The sequence below is a fragment of the Vibrio sp. SNU_ST1 genome (assembly GCF_030563405.1).
Lineage (GTDB): Bacteria > Pseudomonadota > Gammaproteobacteria > Enterobacterales > Vibrionaceae > Vibrio.
Genome location: NZ_CP130748.1, coordinates 974,152 through 997,515, shown reverse-complemented (window position 1 = coordinate 997,515; position 23,364 = coordinate 974,152). Strand labels below are relative to the sequence as shown.

Below are 23,364 nucleotides of genomic sequence, written 5' to 3'. Positions count from 1 at the left end.
CACCTTAGTTTGAGCCAATTCACACCCGCTGTATGAAATTTAACCCATCCTTATCCAACATGGACGATTTGCTTAGGTACTGGGATGGAAATAAAAAGCTCAATTATATTGGTAACATCTGCCGGCTCGCGATTGGGAGGAACGATTGCGAACCACTTTGTTAACCTTGGAGCCACTGTCATCCTTTGTGATAAAGACGCAAAAGCACTTCAGGCGACATATTTACAATGCTCCCGATTTTCAGACTCAGTTTATCACTACACGCTCAAAGGGAATGACAACCAAGCCATTCTCAGCGTGTTTGATTTTATTCAAGCCACCTTCAACACTACGCCTGATGTGCTAGTCAATAATTGGATAAGCTCCCCGATGCCTAGTCTAATTGGCGATCAGCCTGTCAGTAGCTTTATCAATGATCTCTCAGCTATGGCATCGACCCTTTTCGCATTTGGGCAAATCAGTGCAGAGAGGTTACGTGAACAGGATAAAGAAGGCGTGATTGTGAATGTAATATCTCATGATGACTTTCATGATGTATCCGGCTTAGAGAGCGCAAACTCCATGATTACCGGCTTTACCCATAGCTGGGCGAAAGAACTGACTCCATTTGGTATTCGAGTCGGCGGTGTTGTCCCCGCCGTTCATAACTCCGATGGTAAGCTCAACGGATGTCACTGGGCGCAACTACAAGATGAACTGACCAGAACAACGGAATACATCGTCTCTAATGATTACTTTAGTGGGCGAGTTGTGGCTGCTGAAGTCTAGTTCTCCCCAGCTCTAAATACATTTGGCTAAACGAACTATCCAAACATAAAAAAAGCCCCAGTCTCTCGACTGGGGCTTTCATCTTTTCCCGATAGATAAGTAACGTGCTAGCGAAAACTTATCTCAAAACTGATACTTACTTATTAGGCTTCAGCTTTTTCTTTTTTAGCTTTTGGTGCAGTTTTTACTTCAGCTGGCTTTTGGTCAGCTTTCTTCAAAATTACTGTTGTGCCTTCGAAAGTTTCACCTTCAACGTATGCTTTACCGAAGTAAGACGTTGTTAAAACTTCTTTAAGCTCAGTGATTAGAGGGTAACGTGGGTTAGCACCTGTACACTGGTCATCGAACGCTTCAACAGCTAGCTCGTCTAATTTAGCGATGAAATCAGACTCGTTAACACCCGCAGCTTGGATAGACAGTGGAATGTCTAGGTCAACTTTAAGCTCTTCTAACCAAGTCAGTAGACGTTCAATCTTCTGAGCAGTGCGGTCACTAGCTTGGCTTAGGCCTAGGTGGTCAGCAACTTCAGCGTAACGACGACGTGCTTGTGGGCGGTCGTACTGAGAGAATGCAGTCTGCTTAGTTGGGTTATCGTTCGCGTTGTAACGTACAACGTTTGAGATAAGTAGTGCGTTTGCAAGACCGTGTGGTAGGTGGAACTCAGCACCAATTTTGTGAGCCATTGAGTGACATACACCTAGGAATGCGTTCGCAAAGGCAATACCAGCAATCGTTGCAGCGTTGTGTACTTTCTCACGAGCGATTGGGTCTGCTGAACCGTTTTTGTAACTTGATGGTAGGTATTCTTTAAGCATCTTAAGAGCTTGTAGAGCTTGACCATCTGAGTATTCGTTCGCAAGAACTGATACGTAAGCTTCAAGAGCGTGAGTTACTGCATCGTAACCACCGAACGCTGTTAGAGACTTAGGCATGTTCATTACTAGGTTAGCATCAACAACAGCCATGTTTGGCGTGATTTCGTAATCCGCTAGTGGGTACTTAGCACCTGTTTTGTCGTCAGTAACAACCGCGAATGGCGTAACTTCTGAACCCGTACCTGAAGTAGTAGTGATACATACAAGCTCAGCTTTTTTACCCATTTTAGGGAACTTGTAGATACGTTTACGGATATCCATAAAGCGCATTGCTAGTTCTTCGAAGTGGGTTTCTGGGTGCTCGTACATAACCCACATGATCTTAGCAGCATCCATTGGAGAACCGCCACCTAGAGCAAGGATTACGTCAGGTTGGAAGCTCTTCATTGCTTCAGCGCCTTTCTCAACCACAGACAATGTTGGATCAGCTTCTACATCGAAGAATACTTGAACTTCAATACCTTGCGCTTTCAGAATTTGTACTACATCGTCTGCGTAACCGTTGTTGAATAGGAAACGGTCCGTTACTAGGAATGCGCGTTTCTTACCTTCTAGGTCGCTCATAGCGATTGGAAGGCTGCCACGACGGAAGTAGATAGACTTAGGTAGTTTGTGCCACAACATGTTTTCAGCTCGCTTCGCTACAGTTTTCTTGTTGATAAGGTGCTTAGGACCTACGTTCTCAGAGATAGAGTTACCACCCCATGAACCACAACCTAGAGTTAGAGAAGGTGCAACGTTGAAGTTGTAAAGGTCACCGATACCACCGTGAGTAGTCGGGATGTTGATCAGGATACGAGCCGTCTTCATCTTGTCACCAAAGTAACGGATGCGGTCTGCGTTTACGTCTTGGTTAGTGTAAAGACCAGATGTGTGACCGATACCACCGATTTCAACCATAGTTACTGCTTGAGCAACAGCGTCTTCGAAATCGTCAGCGCGGAATAGACCTAGAGTTGGAGACAGTTTCTCGTGAGCAAATTCGTCATCGTAAGAAACTTTACCAAGGCCTTCACCTACAAGTACTTTTGTATCAGCAGGAACTTTAACACCTGCCATTTCAGCGATTGCTGGAGCAGGCTGACCTACGATTTTAGCGTTTAGGTTGCCGTCAATAAGAAGAACTTTACGAACTTTATCTGCGTCAGCTTTAGATAAAACGTGAGCTTTGTGAGAAGCAAAACGCTCTTTAACTTCGTCATATACTTCGCTAACTACGATTGCAGCTTGCTCAGAAGCACATACAACACCGTTATCGAATGTTTTAGACATAAGGATAGATGCTACTGCACGTTTGATGTCAGCTGTTTCATCGATAACTACAGGAACGTTACCAGCACCAACACCGATAGCAGGCTTACCAGAAGAGTATGCTGCTTTAACCATGCCTGGACCACCAGTAGCAAGGATAAGTGCGATACCGTCGTGCTTCATCAGCGCGTTAGAAAGCTCTACAGATGGTTGGTCGATCCAACCGATGATGTCTTTTGGCGCACCCGCTGCTACAGCTGCGTCTAGAACAAGCTTCGCTGCGTCATTAGTTGAGTTCTTTGCACGTGGGTGTGGCGAGAAGATGATGCCGTTACGTGTTTTAAGAGAGATTAGAGATTTGAAGATTGCTGTAGAAGTTGGGTTCGTTGTTGGAACGATACCACAGATGATACCTACAGGCTCAGCGATAGTCATTGTGCCTAGGCTGTCATCTTCTTCTAAGATGCCACATGTTTTTTCGTCTTTGTATTTGTTGTAGATAAATTCAGATGCAAAGTGGTTTTTGATAACCTTATCTTCAACAATACCCATTCCAGATTCAGCAACTGCTTGTTGTGCTAATGGGATACGAGCGTGGTTAGCAGCAAGAGAAGCTGCGCGGAAGATTGCGTCTACTTTCTCTTGAGAGAATGTTGCAAACTCTTCTTGTGCTGCTTTAACGCGTGCTACTAGAGCATCAAGTTCCGCTAAGTTAGTTACAGGCATGGTGGATCTCCTAAAATAATAAATATTAAAAACTTTTTATTAATTTCGCTGCTTGCTTTTAACCTCTAACAACAACGTTCTTAGTAAATTGCTTTCAGGACTGAGTATATTATTTCACAGTATGAAAAAAATTGACCCAGATCAGTTACCCAAAAAGAATTAACCAAAAAGTAGTAAGGCAATCACAAAAATAGACTTAAGGTTATGATTTACATAGATTAAAATCACACCTCTCATCAGTTCAAAAAACAAGCAAACAGATAAGTTTTTTCTACATAGCGTAATAAACTGTAAAAAAGTTTCATTTTTAGTCCGTTAAATTACATGTATACAGCTATATTCGTGCTACTGAGAGTATATCCATACCGTTGCACGGGCTAGATTTTGACATAATTTTTATTAAATTCGTGCGACAGTTAACAGTTACTCGATAATAAATTACAAAGTGAAACATTAACAACCAACTTGCAACAAGGCCGACACAAAAGCGATATTCAATTAGTTTTTCTAAAAATAATCCCCTATTTCAGGTTAGTTTTTTTCATTCGTGCAAATCCAATTTGTCCCTTACATTACGCGCTCAGACTATTCACCGAATCAAACCTTCAACCTTAAAATTCGCTAACTGGAGATCGCTCTCATGCAAGGCTTAGAACTCGCTATTTTTATGCAATTCTTCCTTGGGCTTGTTGCTGCCGTAAACCCAATCGGCATCATGCCTGTTTTTGTTTCTCTTACTGCACATATGCCGCCAGAAGAGAGGAACAGGACAGCCTTACAAGCCAACATTGCTGTTGCCATTATCCTGATTGTGTCGCTTGTCGCGGGGCAAATGCTGCTTGATATGTTTAGCATCTCGCTGGATTCATTTCGTGTTGCGGGTGGTTTGCTATTATTGAGCATCGCATTTTCGATGATGAGCGGTAAGCTCGGTGAAGATAAGCAGAATAAACAAGAGAAATCTGAATACATCAGCAAGGAGCAAATCGGTGTTGTTCCTCTTGCTATGCCGTTAATGGCGGGCCCCGGGGCAATCAGCTCGACTATTGTTTACGGATCTCGTTACCCTGCAGCCATTGATACTGTGGGAATTGGCATTAGCATTATCGCGTTTGCAACCTGCTCTTGGCTTCTGTTCCGTTCAGCGCCGGTTATCGTTCGCTTTTTAGGTCAAACGGGTATCAACGTGATCACGCGTATCATGGGCTTGATTCTTGGCGCATTGGGCATCGAGTTCATCGCCAATGGCCTACGTAATTTGTTCCCAGGTTTAGCATAACGTTTAACGGTAATCCGGTTGCTCTATAAAGGGCAACAATATTGCAATATAGATGAGGCGAGTAAAGCAATTGGGCTTTCACTCGCCTCGTTATTATGAAGCTTGTATAATGACTGTTAATGCATTTAACAAAAGATGAATCTCTCCTTATGTCACGCAAGCCACTCAAGCATCATTTGTACGTCATTATCTTTGGTACTCACACGCCAGCTGGACGTGCATTTGATATTTCTCTGATCGTTGCAATCTTGGCTTCGCTATTGGTTCTTATCTTAGAGTCCATCCCTAATGTCATGAGCGAATGGTCACAGCAGCTGCGTTATATTGAATACACTTTTACTGCTCTCTTCACTCTTGAGTATTTGTTAAGGCTCTATTGTTCTCCGAAACCAAAATCTTATGCCACCAGCTTTTATGGTGTCGTGGACCTATTGGCGATTCTTCCGACCTACCTAGCGATCATCTTCCCAGGTGCTTCATTTATGGGTGTGGTGAGACTGCTGCGTGTGATGCGTATCTTCCGAATCTTAAAACTGGTTCGCTACCTGCAAGATTCAAATATTCTGTTACGTTCACTGTTAATGGCAAGACGAAAGATACTGATCTTTTTCAGCACCGTGGGCATCTTAGTTGTTATCTTCGGCGCGCTTATCTTTGTTATTGAAGGGCCAGAAAACGGCTTCACAAGCATTCCCCACAGTATTTATTGGGCAATAGTGACCATTACTACGGTTGGCTACGGTGACATGATCCCTCAAACCGCGTTAGGTAAGGCGATCGCTTCGCTTACCATGCTATTGGGTTACTCTATTTTAGCAGTACCTACAGGGATTATTACTGCAGAGCTCAGCAATGAGATGAACTCGCACAAAGAGTTGGTAAAATGTCCAAACTGTAACCGCGCCGGCCATGATTCGGATGCTATGTATTGCAAACACTGTGCGAGTGAATTGGCAGATCCTGATAAGCGAGTGGTGGTTGAAGATTAAGACACAATCAACAAAATGCACAAAGAATAAAAATATTTGAGATTTAAACACTAAAGCGCGAAGAAACTAAAAAGGGTTGACGTTTATCGTCAACCTTTTTTCGATTTTCAGCTGATAGAGACCAATCTCAGATATCCGATTACGCTCCCTCATCGCTTTCGAGAATGACGCCTTTAATTTCAATCGCTTTATTCGTCATCATCAAGAGCGAGGAACAAGCGAGTTGGGAATCCCCCCCCTCTAACCACATGGGATTCTTTTTTAAACATCATTGTTAAAGAAAGCATTCAAGAAGATGAAAATCAACACCTCCATCCCACCTGTCACTCCAAGTCGAAACGCGCTGATAACTTAAAGGATAAGAGCTAATAACTCATTCCCTTAAACAATAAAATCGGTAGCTAAAATCCGGTTATCTCAAGAAGAAAACATATCCTTACAAAGGTGCATTTGAAATACTTGTTTTGGGGTAATATAAGATATATATTAAATACATCTTATAAATCAAGTGAGACTCACAATGAAAGAATTCATCCTAACTCATAAGAAAGCCTCCAGTTTTTCAGAGCGTATTGCTTATCGTATTACGCAGATTCTTAAATTTACACTAAACATTTTTTATGGGAAAAAATACGCAAAGCGCGCTGTTATCTTAGAAACTATTGCAGCAGTACCAGGAATGGTCGCAGGTATGTTTAATCATCTTAAAGCGCTACGTCGTATGAAAGATGATCAAGGTTGGATTAGAGAGTTATTAGATGAAGCAGAAAACGAACGTATGCACTTGATGATTTTTTTAGATATAGCAAAACCAAGTTGGGTTGAGCGCTTTCTAGTTTTAGCAGGGCAAGGAACCTTTATTGTTGTATATAGCATTATTTACCTTCTCTCTTCTAAAATTGCCCATCGCGTCGTAGGGTATTTTGAGGAAGAAGCATGTAAAAGTTATACAGAATACTTAGAAAAAATTGACTGTGGTGAAGTTGAAAATGTTGCAGCGCCACGAATCGCGATTGATTATTACCAGCTTCCGGAAGACTCCTTACTTCGAGATGTCATATTGCGAGTACGTGAAGATGAAGCTAAGCATCGAGACAAAAATCACGGCTTTGCAGACGCTTATCAACAAAAAGATCTTCCAGAACATCAACTGTAAACAATGAATACTTGAGGCGAAAATTATGACTACGATTCCTAGCAATTTTGTAAATTATAAATCTACTTCGACGTTCACTAAAAATAATGTACCAAAAATGTTTATCCATCGACATAACACTAGAGCAGGGGTTTACGGAAAGATTTGTGTACTAAAAGGAACATTAAAGTTTTTTGGTTTTGCAGACTCAAAGGGAGAGGTGGAGAGTGAGATTCTGATAAATGCAGGAGAACACACAATAAGCCCACCTCAATACTGGCACAAAGTGGAATTTTTAACAGATGACTGTGAATTCCAAGTTAGATTTTATGCTGATGAAGATAGTACTATCGCAAAAGAGCATCTCAGCGAACGTGATAGCTAAGCTATAACTGCTGATGGTGACATTGAACTGAAATGCACCGCTTATAAAACATAGCATCCTGATAAACACGTGGTAGTTTAAGGTGGAGCTCAAACGCGAGAAACTAAAAGGGTTGACGTTTTATCGTCAACCCTTTTTCGATTTTCAGCTGATAGAAACAGGACCCAGATTCCCGCTCACCCTTCTGCGTCGCTTTCGGAAATGACGCCGTTTAGATTTAGATAAAAAGCCGTCATCCTCAAGAGCGAGGGACGAGCGAGTTGGGGGATCTCGTCCTAGTAATATTTCAACACGAAGAACTGAAAGAAGCAGGAAGCGTTACTTAACAAGCTTTCCGTGATCAAAAAAGCCGATGCACTAACTATTGGGGTCAGTTCAAACATCGGCTTTTGGCTCTCAACTCGAATATAGAGTACTTTCTATTACGCCTTCTCAGCAAGGATAATGCGTAAAGTGCGGCGTAGTGGTTCTGCAGCACCCCAAAGTAGTTGGTCACCAACAGTGAATGCGTTTAGGAAGTCGTTACCCATCGACATCTTACGCAGACGACCGACTGGTACAGACATTGTGCCTGTTACTTTCGCTGGTGTTAGCTCCTGCGCCGTGATGTCTCGGTCATTAGGAATCACTTTAACCCAATCATTGTGCGTCGCGATGATCTCTTCGATCTCGTCCATAGGCACGTCTTGCTTAAGCTTAATCGTTAGTGCTTGAGCGTGACAACGCATTGCACCGATTCGTACACAAGTGCCATCAATTGGGATTGGCTGACCATCTAGGCCAAGAATCTTGTTCGCTTCAACGCCGGCTTTCCACTCTTCTTTGCTTTGACCGTTTTCACGCTTCACATCGATCCAAGGAATCAGTGAGCCCGCAAGAGGAGCACCAAACTGATCGGTTGGAAATGAAGATGAACGAATGGTTTCAGCAACTTTTTTGTCAATATCAAGAATTGAACTCGAAGGGTTCGCTAACTCAGAACTTACGCTATCGTTGATCACGCCCATTTGTGAGATCAGTTCACGCATGTTCTTAGCGCCCGCACCTGAAGCGGCTTGGTAAGTCATGGCACTCATCCACTCAACCATGCCTTTCTCGTATAGACCACCCAAAGCCATAAGCATTAGGCTCACAGTACAGTTACCGCCAACGAAAGTGTTAGTACCACCGTGGATGCCTTGTTGGATTTGAGCCAAGTTAACAGGATCAAGAGTAATGATTGAATCCGCGTCCATACGTAAGGTAGAAGCCGCATCAATCCAGTAGCCTTTCCAACCTGCTTGACGCAGTGCTGGGTATACTTTTGAGGTGTAGTCTCCGCCTTGACAGGTAATCACCGCATCAAGCTGTTTTAGGCTATCAATATCAAAAGCGTCTTGAAGTAGACCCGCATCTTTACCACCCAAAACAGGGGCAGGAATACCAATCTGAGACGTACTGTAATAAACAGGTTCAATCAAGTCGAAATCTTTCTCTTCAACCATACGTTGCATCAATACAGAACCAACCATACCGCGCCAACCAACTAGACCTACTCTCATCGCTCACTCTCCATGTATAAATTAAAAATTGCTCTCCCCCATCTATAAGTTTTTCAGAAACAGAACTCAAGTGCTTTTTGTCAAAAAGTGTAACTTTTTCGTTTCTTTTAAGTGAACGCAATGAATAGCGCAGTTATCCCTATCTCGACATTTAATATCCACCTCATTGATAAAACGCCCATTATCCTCAAATTCAAACATTTGCATCGCCAAAACAGCTTAATCACACTCGTGTCACAAACAGTAAATCCCTCTTTTTAATCAATACTATCCAGAATAATACTTCACAAAACGAAAACAACGCGCGACAAGTTTCAACATGTAACAACCATGAATTTAACAACATTTCAGATAATGAAACCATGATTAACTGCGTTAACAGTCAAATATCACAACTTGGGCGTATTTTTTCGATATAATAAACTAATTACTGTAGTGTCCGTTTTGCACCACACACCATAACGAAGCACTATAAATGCTCGAAATCACAAGAGGCTTTTATGAAGCAGAGTAAAACTCGCCTACCGAACCTATTGCAGGTATTCATCGCGTTAGGATTATTTCTATCCCTTGCTTTTTCCTTTACAGCAAAGCTTGACCTTCCTATTCAACTTGCCCTGTATATTGGTTGGTTCATTATCATGGTTCTCGGTATTCGCCTTGGCCACGAATACAAAGACTTAGAAAAAGCGGCACTCAAAGGAATATCCAATGGCTTAGGCGCGGTTTTAATACTTTTAGCCGTTGGCGCTCTTGTTGGTACATGGATCTCAGGCGGGATCGTACCTACTATCATTTACTATGGTCTGAAAGCTATCCACCCTTCTATCTTCCTTTTAGCGACCATGATTATCTGTTCTCTAACTGCGTTGGCTACTGGTACTTCTTGGGGAGCTGCAGGTACAGCAGGTATTGCGATGATGGGTATTGGCCAAGGCCTAGGTGTTCCTGCACCAATTACTGCAGGTGCTGTACTGTCAGGCTGTTACTTCGGCGACAAGATGTCTCCACTTTCTGATTCAGTGATATTGGCTTCTTCAATGTCTGGTGTTGAAGTGGTTGAACACATCAAGGGCATGCTTCCAGTTGCGTTAATCAGCTACGTGATTACTGGCATCATGTTTACTGCGTTTGGTTTCCACTACGCAGGTAACGTCGATATGAGCCAAGTAGATTCTGTCATCAAAGCAATGGAAGTTCAGTTCTACATCACACCTTACTCATTTGTCCCAGTACTGATCGTGCTTGGTCTGTTGGCTTTCCGCATGCCTTCATTCCCGGTAATCAGCTTCGGTTCTCTGCTAGGTATTATCTGGGCAGTCATGATCCAAGATATCGATTTCTTAACGGCATTCAATACTGCTTGGGCACCGTTCTCTATTTCATCTGGCGTAGAGTTTATTGACTCGATTCTTAACCGTGGTGGCATGTCTTCAATGCTTGGTTCGGTAGCAGTGATTGTGTTTGGTTTAGGTTTTGGTGGCTTACTGGATAAAGTGGGCGTACTAGAGACGATTGCTAAGGTGTTCGAGCGCCGAGTAAATAGCGCAGGTTCTCTAGCAACAAGCACGATCGGCACGGCCTTCATGGGTAACGTATTCGGTTCTGCAATGTACGTATCGTTAATCCTAACGCCAAAAATCTGTGCGAAAAACTACGACCGTTTAGGTTATCAACGTAAAAATCTATCTCGTAACGCTGAGTTCGGTGGCACGTTAACTTCAGGCATGGTTCCTTGGAGCGACAACGGCATCTACATGGCGAGTATTCTTGGTGTCGCAACGCTCTCTTACGCTCCGTTCATGTGGTTGAGCTTCATCTGCATCCTCGTGACTATCGTAACGTCTTACATGGGTTGGTTCGTTGATAAATGTGAACCAACAGCACCAGCGCTTGAATCTGAAGAAGTGGCTGAGCTGAGCAAGCAACAAGCTTAAGCTAATGCTTTAGTGCGTAAGCACAAAAATGTTGATGATATAAATGCAAAAAGAGCGCCCAGGGCGCTCTTTTCTTATCTGCTGATTTGTCTATTTGTTCATTTATGTATGGTTCGCTTGCCCAACCAATAACCTATGCCTAGGGGTGCAAAGAACACCACCAAAATAAACAGGATGAAGTAAATAATCACACCTTTGATTAACTCCATCAGTTTATCAATTGCGAGTACCACTACCTCTTGAGAGACGCGATCAAGATCTTGTGTAAACAGTTCCCTTTCAGAAGTCACAATGCCTGCAATTTCAATACGCTCTTTCGTAATCATCGCGACCAGAGCTTCTCTCTCTCGTGTCACCATTTTTTCTAACGCCACACGTTCTTCAGTGAGCATCTCCAATTTTTGATCTGTCTTATCACTCAGGTCGTTGAGTAAAGGCTGCATTTCTGTCGACATAATAGAAGCCAATGTTTGCATGTACTCAGGGTTATTCTCAATGAAGTCCTGCATGCTTGCTGATGTTTGACGAAGGCTTTCCAGCGTCATCGATAGATTTTCACCCGTTAGCGAGCTATTCATCGCCACCAACTCGGCTTTCCACGTCATCAATTTCGGCGTTTGGTCAGCCATTAGGCTTAAGCGGTCTGATGCATCGCCCATCGCCTCCGGCATGGTACCTAGGCTTTGAACGATTCGAGATTCGTCTTTACCAAGGTAACTTAGCCATTCACGGTAAGCGGGTGTGCTTCTGAAGGTAAGATCTTTAAAAGGATTGCTCGCGGCAAACTCTGCGACGAACGCTTTGCTGTTCTTGAAATCACTCGAGCTCAATACACCCTTTGCCAGTTTCTCTGCTTCATGGTCAAGAGAACGAGCAGTCTCTACCGCATCATCCGTCACGAACAGATCCGCGCCATCGCCTTGGCTATAAAACTGATTCATTTGGGCTGTGAAAACCCATGAGTCAATTAATGCTGACATTGGGGAAGTTTGGTACGCCGCTTGTTGTAAGCCCTGCTCTGCATGGATCTTCCAAAGCAACACATAAGATTGATGTAAGGTATCATCAGCAGGGTAAGATAGCGCAATGAGATCGGCCGAGTCTTCTACTCGTGTAAAAAACATCTTGGCGTATTCACGCGTCATGATCCGAGCCTGTAACTCTTGCTGAGTAAGAGGCGTCGTTTGACTATCTAGCTTAACTTCCAAGATAGAACAACCACTTAGCACAATGCTAAGCACCAACACTATCCAATTTCGACTCGAAACTCGTGACATATAAACCTCTGACAAAGACTAAGGGCGCGGATTGTATGAGCGCTTCGTCAGAGTATTGTCAAAAAACCTGTAAAAGTTAACGTTGGGTATTTAAATAGTCATGAGCAGAATCTACAGAGGCTTTTATCGCCATCTCTAGTTCGGCTAAATCGTGCTCGCTAATGGCTCTGGACTGCTTCATTGTCATTTCAATAGTCGCTGCAATGATCGCTAGCCGAGACGCTTTAATGCTGCCAGCCACACCTTTTAAGCTGTGCACAATGCGAGCAGCAGAGGTTTCATCCTTGGTGAGCAGAGATTTGAATCTGGTGTAGTCATCTGCGTGATCTTCGACAAAGACCCCTAGCAACAATTCAACAGACTCGGTATCGCCATCGAGAGTCTCTAGCATCTCTTCAATATCAATCGCTGGCTTTGAATCCGTCACACTGGCAATGTGCTTCTCTGGCTCTTGCACCTGTTCTGGTGTTCGCTGAGTTGGGGGTTGCTGAATAGAGTTTTGCTGAACCGGAACTTGTGGAATAGGTTCTTGTGAAGTCGGTTCTTGTGAAATAGCTTGCGGGCTTGTCGCACAAACACTCTGCTGAGCTTGGATATCAGAATGTTGACTCGCTGGCGTAATATCTAATACTGATGGGGGGTGACTTGGTGGCGTCACCGCGGAAGAAGCAATATCGCTGTGAGAAGGCGTATTGTTACGAGAAGACGTATCTTTGCTGGAAGTAGAGAGAGCATCTTCCTGATTTGAATCGATGACTGGTTCCGGTCTAAGTTCTATCCTTGCTTCTTTAATGAATTTGGAAGGTCTAACGCTCCACAACACTAACGCAATCATTGCCATTAAGCTTAAACCTAGCATGACCAATAATAAGGTGTACTGACGCCCATGGAACTCATCTTCAAGTTTAATGATCTGGTCGTTTACTGAATTCTTCTTGATTTTATCGACTAAATAATTGAGCTGAGCGTAATCACTCAACAATGCTGAAGCATCAGCCAGTAATTGTTGGAGTGCATCTTGCTCTTCGGTCTTTAATGAATAAGACTTTTCAAGAATGGAATCAAAGGCGCGATAAGTCGCTGATGAACTTTGGTTATCGGAATACATCGCTTCAAAAACGACGACACCAAATTCGTTGAGTAGCGGTTTTAACTTAGGGGAAAGTTCACTATCTGTGCGCAACACTTTGATGTTATCGACGATATCTTGCACCTGACTTTCTATCGGAATGAATTCATCAAATTTTTCTAAAAATTGATCGGCAACGTAAAGCAGTTGGTTCACATCAGGGCGAAACAAGGCGTGTTGGAAATCAGATTCAATCTGCAGTCGGATCGAATAAACCAACTGAGCATCGAGTGCTAGATCATTAATACGAGAGACTCGCAGCGGCTCAGAGAAATAAAGCGATTGCCTCAGTTCATTAACACGAATACCGAGCTCTTCAATTTGAGCGAGCGAGTGAGAGTAAGAACGGCTTAGATTAAGGAGAGCCAGTGAAGGAAGTAGCCACAGAGCCAAGAGTGCAACCAAAAAAGTTGCTGGTCTTTTAAAGCGATTGGGCTTTATTACTGATTGTTCCATCGATATTCCTTGTTCATGCGAACTCTAAACCATTATGTTGCTAAACATAAACAAGCGACAACAACCTGCTGTCGCTTACTACCTAATAACTTCGGACTATGACTTATTGCGAGTCAGTTGATCACGTAAGTTCGGTGGCGTCCCTTTAATGGTTAGCGTGTCTGTCTCTGGATCATAGAAGATACGCTCACCTAAAAGCAGACTATCAAAACTAACATTCAAACCGCCACCAGCACCAACAAATTTTGTTAGTTTACGCATAGTTGCGCGGTCTGCTGGGAAGCTGTCTTCTAACTCGTAGCCTTGCTCACTAGTATAGTCAAAGAAGCTTGTACCATCAGTGCTTGCTGGCAATTCTCCAGAAAGTTCACGAACTTGAACTTCATCACCCGCTTTAAGCTGTTCGTTACAGTAATCCGCAACTTGTTTTTTATAGCTGATCGCTTCTTCTTTCTCTAACTTAGAGTCAGAAACAAAGTCTTCTACCGCTTGCATCAATACTTGGTTTTGCTGCTTAGCATCCAAGCCTACTTCTGCTTGAAGGAAGTCTAAGAAGAAGTCAGCGACTTTACGACCAACGCGCCCTTTAATATAAGTAAGGTAACGGTTTGACTCTTTGTCTGTGTCGTATGTTGAAAGATCAAGGCGCGCAACAATATCCATCTTCGAGATATCAAGGTAATCCGTCGCACTAATATCTAGCCCTTCGGTCACTTTCAAACTTTGATTAGAAGGCAGTAGCCCAATGAAAAGGTAGTCTGTCGCCAGTGATTGATATTCAGCCAGTACCAAAGTGCCTTCATCAGCAAAAGGATACTTTGAAAGCTCATCTTTTAGACGTAGCGCACTTTTTTGAGAGAAATCATAAAAACTTTGTTCTCCAGCTCGAAATTCATGCAACGACTGCTGGAATTCGCTGTCGGATTTGAAAGAACCAAATCCTTTACCTGCTTTTGAATTAAAAACTCGGTGAAGTTCAGCGACTAGGTTTTCAGATGCAGTATCGTTTTCTAGAGATTCAGCACGATAGTTAACAATCAGCTCTTCCTGATCGTTCTTGCTTAGCTGGTGTAAAATTACGTTGGAAAGGTGAAGGCTCATAGTGAAAATATTACCGTTCAGGTTTCAGTTGTTGTGCATAGTAGGTTATCATAAGCCGCTTTTACTATCATTATTAGAGTCCTTATGCCGATTATATCTAAATACACAGATGATCAAGTTGAAAAAATCCTAGCTGAAGTAGGTGCTGTACTGACTAAGCACAAAGCTTCACCTGAGCTTTCATTGATGATCGCTGGAAATATCGCAACCAATGTCTTAAATCAGAACGTTGCTGCTTCACAACGCAAAGGAATTGCTGAAAAATTTGCCGAAGCTTTAATTTCTTCTCTTGAAGATAAAAAGTCTCACTAAGTTTGATTGACGGAAAAAGAATTATAAATGGTAGACAGCGCAAACTCATATAGCGATCGTGTATCTCGACTGGTAGGTTGGGGCCACTGGTTTGCATTTTTCAACATCATTGCTGCGATGTTGATTGGTACTCGTTATATTACTCAATCTGCTTGGCCAGAAACCCTATTGGGTCAATTCTATTTGGCTGCATCATGGGTTGGTCATTTTGGATTTTTGGTGTTCGCGCTCTATCTATTAGTGCTGTTCCCACTCACTTTTATTCTTCCGTCGAGGAAGTTATTACGTTTGGTTGCCGTTATCTTCGCAACCATAGGTTTAACTGTCCTACTGATTGATACTCAAACGTATCAAAATATAAACCTCCACCTGACACCTGTCGTGTGGGAGGTTTTATTCAGTGGAGAGGAGTCTGCACTCACTTCTGATTTGCAGCACCTCTTCATTGTAATGCCACTAATCTTCTTATTGCAGCTAGGCCTGTCTGAGTGGGTTTGGCGTAAGCAACGTAAACTGTCTCATAAACACATTGGCCGTCCTATTACTGCCGTCTTCTTCTTGTGTTTCATCAGCAGCCACTTGACCTACATGTGGGCTGATGCGTATTTCTACAACCCAATTACAAGCCAGAAAGCGAATTTCCCACTGTCTTACCCTATGACAGCAAAAAGCTTTATGGAAAAGCATGGTCTATTAGACCGTGAAGAGTATTTACAGCGTTTAGAAGCGAACCAAGAGAACGTAAACTTAGTTAGCTACCCGCTAGAAAAAATTCAATACAACCGCCGCAGTGCTGATCTTAATATTCTACTTGTGAGTGTGAATAATCTTCGCGCTGATGCACTCAATAGCACTGCGATGCCAAGCAGCTATGCCTATGCACAACAATCGATCAACTTCACCAATCACTACAGTTCAAGTAACGACATGTTTGGTATTTTCGGATTGTTCTATGGCCTTCCTAGCAGCTACGCAAGCAGCATCAAAGCACAAGGTTCGAGCGCAGTACTGCTCGATGTGCTAGATCATCACAATTATACACTTGCCGCTTTTAGCGGTGATGACTTTGACGACGCCCTTTACCCGGAAGTCATCTTCCGAGGCCGTGATGTACTCCCAGAGCAAGCAACAGACGATGACCAAAGCGCAATACAAGCTTGGTCTGAATGGGTTCAATCACCACAAGCAAAAAGCCCTTGGTTTAACTTTATTGAACTAACAACGCTCGATAACTTCTCTAGTTACGAAACAGATGTAACGTTGACTACCGCTGAACGTTTTACTGCAGACTACCAAAAATCGACTCAAGCGGCTGATGTTCAGTTGGCGAAAATCTTCGCAGAGTTGGATCGCTTAGATATTCAAGAGAACACTGTGGTTATCGTTACCTCTAACCACGGTACTGAATTTAACGAGACGAAAACCAACAGTTGGGGCGCAAACTCCAATTACAGTCGCTACCAACTACAAGTGCCTCTGTTCATCAAATGGCCAGGTAAGTCAGCATCTGAATATACTCACCGTTCTAGTCACCTAGATGTGTCAGTCACGCTAATGCAAGAGCTATTAGGTGTATCTTCGAACCCTACAGATTTCAGTAGTGGACGTAGCCTGTTTGATGAGCGTAGAAGAAAATGGATTCTTGCAGGAGACTCACGTGAACTTGCTCTTGTTACTGACCAACAAACGACGGTGTTAGATAAGTTTGGTAACTACAAATTGTACGATCAGAATTACAAACGTCTGAAAGATGTAAGCCCTCGCTTGCCAGTGTTGATGCAAGGCCTTACTGAGTTACAACGGTTCTATACCAAAAATGACTAAATGATCATCAAAAAGAAAAGGGAAGCCAATGGCTTCCCTTTTTTATTGCCGTGAATGATTAGAAAACAAGCAACAAAACAAAATTATGAAAATTAAGGGTTTACAAGATCCTCTGCCCCTTATATTATTCACGCCACTGGAGGGATGGCTGAGTGGTCGAAAGCACCGGTCTTGAAAACCGGCAACCGTTAATAGCGGTTCTAGGGTTCAAATCCCTATCCCTCCACCACATTTAAGAAAGCCGCTGAGAAATCAGCGGCTTTTTTGCATCTAGCGTAAAGTTAATCGAATCTAAGAGTCAGTTAGTCAACAAGTCAAAGTCCTTAATTATCGGAATCTGATTTAAGCCTGTTTCTCACGGCAACTTCAAGCCTATTACCGCTCTGTTGTATTTAAACATATGGCATAGGTACCTGACTCATTCCTCTTATAACCCATCGAAATTCGACGTCACTGTTGCAACAAAACATCCCTGCCAATAAACATGTAGACCTACGCCACCAATGCATAATACCAATCGTAGTAAATAACTGGTCACCCTAGCTTGCTAAAACGCTCGATAACTGCGTTAGAATTTTTGATTGTAGAATAACTACTTATCGAAAAATTCTGCCTTGTTCTCAAGCCTTTTCCCTACGCTAATTTTGATCACTTACTTACTGTGATTGGTATAACCAAGTAACTTGAAGAATTGGGGTATGTTTATTGGAATAGTGTCCCAGGTTTCTTCAGGTTCTCATTGTGAATACATAACGATAAAAAAATCCAGAGGCTTCATCGAAGTCTCTGGATTTTTAAATTTGGCTTGAGTGCAGATCTAATTAAGCGTTTTCTTGCTTAGTCTCTTGCTGCTCTGCCTGTTTTTTTTGTTCAGCTTCATTTGCTTTTTCTTCGTGGTTTGAACCACCACATCCGCCACAACAGCTCATAATTATGCTCTCTTTGATTGTATTTAAGTAACTCATTAAGGTCATAATATTAAAGATGCATTTTAAATGCAACTTTAATATTAGCCAAATTGGCTGCTTGGTGTTTTGAGGTATTTAAGCCCTTGGTTTTATTAAAATTGGTAAGTACAACACAACGAAGCAACTGTACGCGACAACCCACAGGGCACTGGATAAGGTGATGATAGAGACAATATTATCTATAAGGTATCCACCAAACACTCGAACAATAAAGGCAAAAACAATGGCGATTAACGCCGCAGTCATTATTTTACCAATCGCAATAGTTCGACCGGTATGCCCTAAAGACACACGTGAGATCATTGATAAGATCATCACTCCCATTCCACCAACGGTTAAGGCATGAATCGCTTGTGATTGTGTGACCAATGGCGAAATGATCGAAGCACCATATAAGACCAACCCTAACGAAATTGCCCAATAGCTTAAGTGTAAAGACCACACAAGAGGGGTCTTAAGAGCTACCCATATTTTCCACCTCACTGCCCTAACCGCATTTGCCAAGCCACTGACAATAAACACGGTAGCAACGATATCTTGTGGAACTGGAACTATCTTGAAGCTCAACACAACGGCGAAAATAGTGCTCACAATACTCAGTTTTTCAAGCCATGGTAATGCAGGGGTTCGTGGTGTCTGTGTGCCATTCGCGGTAAACATAGGAAAGACTCGTCCACCCATAATGCACATTACTAGAGTCACCAACAGCACCATACTTGTGCTAGCTTGTGAAATTAAGATTGGCTGCTGAAATAGAACACCATAGTGCATCGCCGCATTGGCAAAAGTCATTAGCAGCAAAATGGGAACGAACAATAGATTTCGCCAAAGTTTCACACTGACAATATTGTGAGCAAGATAAATGACAGCGATAGGCAAAAACAGTAAATCGAGCCCAGCCACCAACCAAGGGCTAAACAGATTAGGTAGGAACATGGCTATTCTCGCACACAGCCAGATAGCCAGAAGTATCATTAACCCGCGTCCGTTAATACTACGGACACCCGTCCAGTTTTGTACGGCCGTTAGTAAAAAACCAACCACGACAGTGGCTGCAAAGCCAAATAACATTTCATGAATATGCCACCACATTGCTCCGCCATAAACATTCAGAGTTGCGCTACCATTCCAAAACGCGGCCCAACCAACTAGAGCTGCAATGCTAAAAAGTGATGCAAACAAAAAAAACGGTCGAAACGCGAGCTCAAAAAATGCCGTCATTGAAACGCCATTGTTAGGGGATTGATTTAAATCTTTCATCATCGTAAACCTAGTGAGTAAACAAAACTTGCTTACTTAAATAACGTCAACCGCCAAAAGTTGCCCTAGTTTGTAACTGTGCCCTTCGCCGAGGAGATCTTGCAAGCTATAAGCGTCTAAGCATTTGAAAAAACACTCTTGAGCTTCAGCAAAGATTGTTTTCAATTGGCAATTTGGTGTAATAACACACCTATTATCCTCGCCAAAACACTCAACCAAGTTACGCTTGTCTTCTAACTCTCGAACTAACGTACCTATGTTGATCTGACTTGGATGGCAACTGAGTTTCAAACCACCATTTTTGCCTCTTGTGGCGATCAAGTGCCCTTTGAGGTTGAGTTGCTGAACGATCTTCATTAAATGGTTTTTAGAAATGCCATAACTGTTAGCAATGTCGCCAATGGTGCTAAGAGATTGGTTGTTGATCGCTAAATAGATCAGAACGCGTAGGGAATAATCAGTGTAACGTGTGATATGCATGTTGGGATATTTCACTCTATAAGATGTATTTATTATGAATCTTATAGACAATAAAGGCAAGTTAACCTAATGAGGAATGGTGGCTACACACCAATAAACTAAGGCCCCGATATTAATTACGTTGCCCACAACTGTTGTATTAGATCCTTTCTCCATCTTCCTTTCTCAAACGAGATCTAATCCTCTAAGTCGAAGCGATCAGAAGCGTTTTTCGATATATTTTCACTCTGACAATATAAAAACACACAAACTTGTTCATAAAAAAAGCAGTCAGTTGATAAGGGTATTTACAAGCGAATCACACCCCTATATTATTCGCGGCACTGGAGGGATGGCTGAGTGGTCGAAAGCACCGGTCTTGAAAACCGGCAACCGTTAATAGCGGTTCTAGGGTTCAAATCCCTATCCCTCCACCACATTAAAGAAAGCCGCTGAGAAATCAGCGGCTTTTTTGTATCTGGAGATCACACAAGCTCACCACTCAACTGCTGACAGTAAATGCGGCCTTCAATAACTGCATGTGAATCGGCACCAAATCTTGATGTTGAGTGCGGTACCCACCACCGACTACACATGCCATCGGAATAGACTCTGATTCCGCTAATTCAATCATCAAACAGTCGCGCTCAAATATCCCTTGTGTCGAGACATTCAAATAACCCAGTTCATCGTCTTGATGGATATCGATCCCCGCATCATAAATAATCAGATCAGGTTGATGGTGTGCGATCGCCAGCTTAGTGACTTGTTCAAAACAACGCAAAAACTCCTCATCTTTAGTTTCACGGCTTAACGGCACATCTAAATCAGACAGTGGTTTTCGTGCAGGAAAATTTTTGTCGCAGTGAAACGACAAAGTAATAATGTCGTCATTCTCTTTGCAAAGAGTCGCTGTGCCATCGCCATGGTGAACATCACTATCGACGATCAACACTTTATCGATATGTTCAAAGGTCAGCGCATGCTTAGCCGCCAAAACCAGATCATTCAACAAACAAAAGCCGCTACCAAAATCATGGTGTGCGTGATGATAACCACCACTCAAATGAATCGCTAAACCACTCTCTACTGCCATTTCAGCGGCCAAGCAGGTTCCACCACTTGAATAGAGTGTTCTTTCTATAAGCTGTTCGCTCCACGGAAAACCGATACGTCTCATTTTTGCTGCAGGCAAATTTCCAGAAACCAGCAAATCGACATATTCACCATCGTGCACCTGCTTTACTTGTTCTATCGAAACAGGCATTGGCTGGAACATTTCGAATGCATTACCCCATTGTGGATCGCTATCCATTAGCGCCTCAACAGCACTGTGTAACAACTGATATTTGTTGATTGGGTAGCGATGACCTTGTGGTAAAGGTAACTGCGAATAGATTGGGTGGTAAATTAAAGGAATCATAATCAAGTAAATTGCGTATCTTTCTCAAAATCATAACAGTCTCAGACTTGGCGACAACCCTAATTAATGATAATAGTTATCATTACCTTTAATTAATTCCTGAGGCAACAATGAAAAACGTAATACTCATCTGTGGTGTGATCTGTGGCTCGATGGCTGCAGTAATGATTTTTGTAGGAATGTTAATGGCCAGTTGGTGGACCGTTGATTTTCTCGTGTTAAGCCATCAAACTTAACTAATTGAACTGAAAAGGGATCACCATGAGCGTTATTTTTATTACTGGAGCGAACCGCGGCATTGGCTTAAGTCTGACTCAACAATACTTGAAAGGTAATCACAAGGTGTACGCAACTTACCGTGACGTCTCTTCAGCAACAGAACTGCTCTCACTCGCAGAGCACAGTAGCAACCTGACCTGCATTCAATTAGAAATAACCGATTATCAAGTAGTAGAACAACTCCCCTCGCAAATAGAGTCGATTGATATCTTGATCAACAACGCTGGCTACTATGGCCCTAAAGGTTACGGTCTGGGTAATACCGATGTCGAAGAGTGGCGTCGTGTTTTCGAAACCAACACCATCGCTCCTCTCAAGCTCATTGAATCCTTACTGCCTCTGCTAGCAAAAAGCCCAATAAAAAAGATCGCGTGCCTTTCATCTAGAGTCGGGAGCATGTCTGAAAACACATCAGGCGGAGGCTACATCTATCGTTCCTCTAAAGCGGCTCTGAACTCAGTTGTGAAGAGTTTAAGCAACGACTTGACCGATAATGGCTTTACGGTATTAGCTCTGCATCCAGGCTGGGTACAGACCGAAATGGGCGGACCTAATGCTCTTATTGATACAGAGACTTCGGCTCAAGGCCTTGTGACTGTAATAGAGTCATCGAATACTGAAGTGAGTGGTCACTTCTTTAATTTCGATGGTAGCGAAATAGACTGGTAGCCGTCACATGGTTCGTCGCGTGATCTCAAGCTTACTCGTACGTTCAACACTGTTGTGTCTAACAATGGTGCTCACTGGATGTTTCGATGACAGCCCACTGAACTATTTCGACGACTATCAGACCAAAATCGCCAACGTGCAAGATGCTGACGAGATACAACAAGACTGGGAGCTCGAAAGCTTACCGAGAAAGCGAGAACTGTTTATTGAAGTTCCTTCGCTCTCTATCGGGCTCATAGACAGTTATCAACTTCGGCAATGTGGATTATTCAACCTGATTGCAGAAAGAAACTCTGTACTTGGGAAAGTCGCCGACGAGTTCAGAAATTACGATTATCAAGTCGCTTTACTGGAAGGTGTTGGTCATTGTTTATCTAATAACGAATTAGAACCAGAGATCGTAGAATTACTCAGAGAAATCGAGCAACAGAAACTCGCACAATTTCCACTGCACCAATGGAATCTCATCTATGCCAGTGAAGCTATGCAGTCGCAAATGCGTGGTAGCCAGTGGTTACGTGCTGATATTGGCGATCAAGTTCGACAGACAAGTGACGCGCTAGAGCACATAAATCAAGCGTTAAACACACCGCTCGTTTCCGGCAAGACTACTGAGGTTCAAGAAGGATTAGAGAAGAGTTCGACGCTTGGGGATTTGTACTACTCACTATCTAGTGCTTCGGCAGAGCTTGATACCATCACCCAGCAGCTGACTACTTTTGACGCCAACATCATCTGTGGGAAGCAACGAGACACGACTAAGTTTCGCTATCTCAACAATGTGTTCGAACAACAGTATATTGACAAGGTTCAGCCTTACATGGCCCAATTGGATGGCTACTATCAGCACCTAGCCCCCCAACTTGCTATGTTTGACGCACAGCCTGAGCTACACAGTTATTACTTTCCCATCAAAGATGCGCATCAAGCCTTTCGATCATCCACTCGCCGCCATGTCGACTATTGGCAACAGCTGTTTAAGCGCTGCGGACGCAAGGTCGGACGTTAATTCCAGTATCGCCAATAAACAGCGGTTTGTTCTCAGTACCTAGCTTTTAGTGCCCTTCTTAGCATACGTCCCTTTCTTGGTATACGTACCTTTGTTGGCATAAGACTTCGCACCACCGCCTTTACGACGTTTAAAAGCCGGTCTTTCGACTTTAGGAAGATGACGCAAAGATTCAGGGACTTCACCCGTTTTGACCTTGCCCATCAAGCCGTCGATCTTGCTTTCTAATTCTTGCATGAAGGGCTGATACGCTTGGTTTCATTCAGCCATACCTTGTAACTGATGCTCCCAGTGAGCGGTCATATCTGACAG

General features: G+C 43.0%; 18 protein-coding genes, 2 tRNA genes and 1 pseudogene. 12 read left to right on the top strand and 9 right to left on the bottom strand.

What is annotated here, in order from left to right:
* Positions 1-84: 84 nt before the first annotated feature.
* The gene (locus tag Q5H80_RS04505) at positions 85-768 is read left to right on the top strand and encodes an SDR family oxidoreductase (protein ID WP_304568975.1); all 684 of its coding nucleotides are present in this window, start codon (positions 85-87) and stop codon (positions 766-768) included.
* Positions 769-911: 143 nt separating this feature from the next.
* Here Q5H80_RS04505 and adhE read toward each other — a convergent pair whose 3' ends face one another.
* Positions 912-3,620, bottom strand: a complete 2,709-nt coding sequence (adhE, locus tag Q5H80_RS04500; protein WP_304568974.1) for a bifunctional acetaldehyde-CoA/alcohol dehydrogenase — start codon at positions 3,618-3,620, stop codon at positions 912-914.
* Positions 3,621-4,260: 640 nt separating this feature from the next.
* Here adhE and Q5H80_RS04495 point away from each other — a divergent pair.
* The 4 genes from Q5H80_RS04495 to Q5H80_RS04480 all read left to right on the top strand — a co-directional run bounded on the left by Q5H80_RS04495 (position 4,261) and on the right by Q5H80_RS04480 (position 7,408).
* Complete coding sequence (locus tag Q5H80_RS04495) at positions 4,261-4,899, top strand: YchE family NAAT transporter (protein WP_304568973.1); 639 nt, start codon at positions 4,261-4,263, stop codon at positions 4,897-4,899.
* Positions 4,900-5,048: 149 nt separating this feature from the next.
* Positions 5,049-5,888, top strand: a complete 840-nt coding sequence (locus tag Q5H80_RS04490) for an ion transporter (protein ID WP_304569375.1) — start codon at positions 5,049-5,051, stop codon at positions 5,886-5,888.
* 520 nt (positions 5,889-6,408) lie between these two features.
* Positions 6,409-7,044: an alternative oxidase gene (locus Q5H80_RS04485; RefSeq protein WP_304568972.1), complete on the top strand. Its 636-nt coding sequence runs from the start codon at positions 6,409-6,411 to the stop codon at positions 7,042-7,044.
* 25 nt (positions 7,045-7,069) lie between these two features.
* The gene (locus Q5H80_RS04480; protein ID WP_304568971.1) at positions 7,070-7,408 is read left to right on the top strand and encodes a DUF1971 domain-containing protein; all 339 of its coding nucleotides are present in this window, start codon (positions 7,070-7,072) and stop codon (positions 7,406-7,408) included.
* 422 nt (positions 7,409-7,830) lie between these two features.
* Here Q5H80_RS04480 and asd read toward each other — a convergent pair whose 3' ends face one another.
* Positions 7,831-8,949: an aspartate-semialdehyde dehydrogenase gene (gene asd, locus Q5H80_RS04475; RefSeq protein ID WP_304568970.1), complete on the bottom strand. Its 1,119-nt coding sequence runs from the start codon at positions 8,947-8,949 to the stop codon at positions 7,831-7,833.
* Between the two features lie 500 nt (positions 8,950-9,449).
* Here asd and nhaC point away from each other — a divergent pair, with 500 nt between their 5' ends.
* Positions 9,450-10,886 (top strand): Na+/H+ antiporter NhaC, encoded by a 1,437-nt coding sequence (nhaC, locus tag Q5H80_RS04470; RefSeq protein WP_304568969.1) that lies wholly within the window; start codon positions 9,450-9,452, stop codon positions 10,884-10,886.
* Between the two features lie 98 nt (positions 10,887-10,984).
* Here the strand turns inward: nhaC and Q5H80_RS04465 are convergent, their stop codons facing one another.
* From Q5H80_RS04465 to yejK, 3 genes are all read right to left on the bottom strand, one after another.
* Positions 10,985-12,163 (bottom strand): chemotaxis protein, encoded by a 1,179-nt coding sequence (locus tag Q5H80_RS04465; RefSeq protein WP_304568968.1) that lies wholly within the window; start codon positions 12,161-12,163, stop codon positions 10,985-10,987.
* A 76-nt stretch (positions 12,164-12,239) separates the two neighbouring features.
* Positions 12,240-13,748, bottom strand: a complete 1,509-nt coding sequence (locus Q5H80_RS04460; protein WP_304568967.1) for an Hpt domain-containing protein — start codon at positions 13,746-13,748, stop codon at positions 12,240-12,242.
* Between the two features lie 96 nt (positions 13,749-13,844).
* Positions 13,845-14,849, bottom strand: a complete 1,005-nt coding sequence (gene yejK / locus Q5H80_RS04455) for a nucleoid-associated protein YejK (RefSeq protein ID WP_009848690.1) — start codon at positions 14,847-14,849, stop codon at positions 13,845-13,847.
* 84 nt (positions 14,850-14,933) lie between these two features.
* On the opposite strand from yejK, the gene Q5H80_RS04450 reads away from it, so the two are divergent.
* The 3 genes from Q5H80_RS04450 to Q5H80_RS04440 all read left to right on the top strand — a co-directional run bounded on the left by Q5H80_RS04450 (position 14,934) and on the right by Q5H80_RS04440 (position 17,214).
* On the top strand, positions 14,934-15,161 hold the full coding sequence (locus Q5H80_RS04450) for a YejL family protein (protein ID WP_004734063.1): 228 nt from the start codon (positions 14,934-14,936) through the stop codon (positions 15,159-15,161).
* A 27-nt stretch (positions 15,162-15,188) separates the two neighbouring features.
* Positions 15,189-16,985: a DUF3413 domain-containing protein gene (locus tag Q5H80_RS04445; RefSeq protein WP_304568966.1), complete on the top strand. Its 1,797-nt coding sequence runs from the start codon at positions 15,189-15,191 to the stop codon at positions 16,983-16,985.
* 138 nt (positions 16,986-17,123) lie between these two features.
* A tRNA-Ser gene (locus Q5H80_RS04440) sits at positions 17,124-17,214 on the top strand.
* An 814-nt stretch (positions 17,215-18,028) separates the two neighbouring features.
* On the opposite strand, the gene Q5H80_RS04435 is transcribed toward Q5H80_RS04440, so the two are convergent.
* Positions 18,029-19,213: an NnrS family protein gene (locus Q5H80_RS04435; protein WP_369809714.1), complete on the bottom strand. Its 1,185-nt coding sequence runs from the start codon at positions 19,211-19,213 to the stop codon at positions 18,029-18,031.
* Positions 19,214-19,249: 36 nt separating this feature from the next.
* Entirely contained in the window at positions 19,250-19,693 is a 444-nt protein-coding gene (locus Q5H80_RS04430) for an Rrf2 family transcriptional regulator (RefSeq protein ID WP_304568964.1), read from the bottom strand.
* A gap of 325 nt (positions 19,694-20,018) precedes the next feature.
* On the opposite strand from Q5H80_RS04430, the gene Q5H80_RS04425 reads away from it, so the two are divergent.
* A tRNA-Ser gene (locus Q5H80_RS04425) sits at positions 20,019-20,109 on the top strand.
* A gap of 65 nt (positions 20,110-20,174) precedes the next feature.
* On the opposite strand, the gene Q5H80_RS04420 is transcribed toward Q5H80_RS04425, so the two are convergent.
* Positions 20,175-21,095: a histone deacetylase gene (locus Q5H80_RS04420; protein ID WP_304568963.1), complete on the bottom strand. Its 921-nt coding sequence runs from the start codon at positions 21,093-21,095 to the stop codon at positions 20,175-20,177.
* A 261-nt stretch (positions 21,096-21,356) separates the two neighbouring features.
* Between Q5H80_RS04420 and Q5H80_RS04415 the strand changes: the two genes are divergently transcribed.
* Positions 21,357-22,043, top strand: a complete 687-nt coding sequence (locus Q5H80_RS04415; protein ID WP_304568962.1) for an SDR family oxidoreductase — start codon at positions 21,357-21,359, stop codon at positions 22,041-22,043.
* A 7-nt stretch (positions 22,044-22,050) separates the two neighbouring features.
* Positions 22,051-23,052, top strand: a complete 1,002-nt coding sequence (locus Q5H80_RS04410) for a DUF3080 domain-containing protein (protein WP_304568961.1) — start codon at positions 22,051-22,053, stop codon at positions 23,050-23,052.
* A 39-nt stretch (positions 23,053-23,091) separates the two neighbouring features.
* Here Q5H80_RS04410 and Q5H80_RS04405 read toward each other — a convergent pair.
* Positions 23,092-23,358: pseudogene (locus Q5H80_RS04405) on the bottom strand (DNA topoisomerase III); the annotation flags it as partial.
* Between the last annotated feature and the right edge of the window lie 6 nt (positions 23,359-23,364).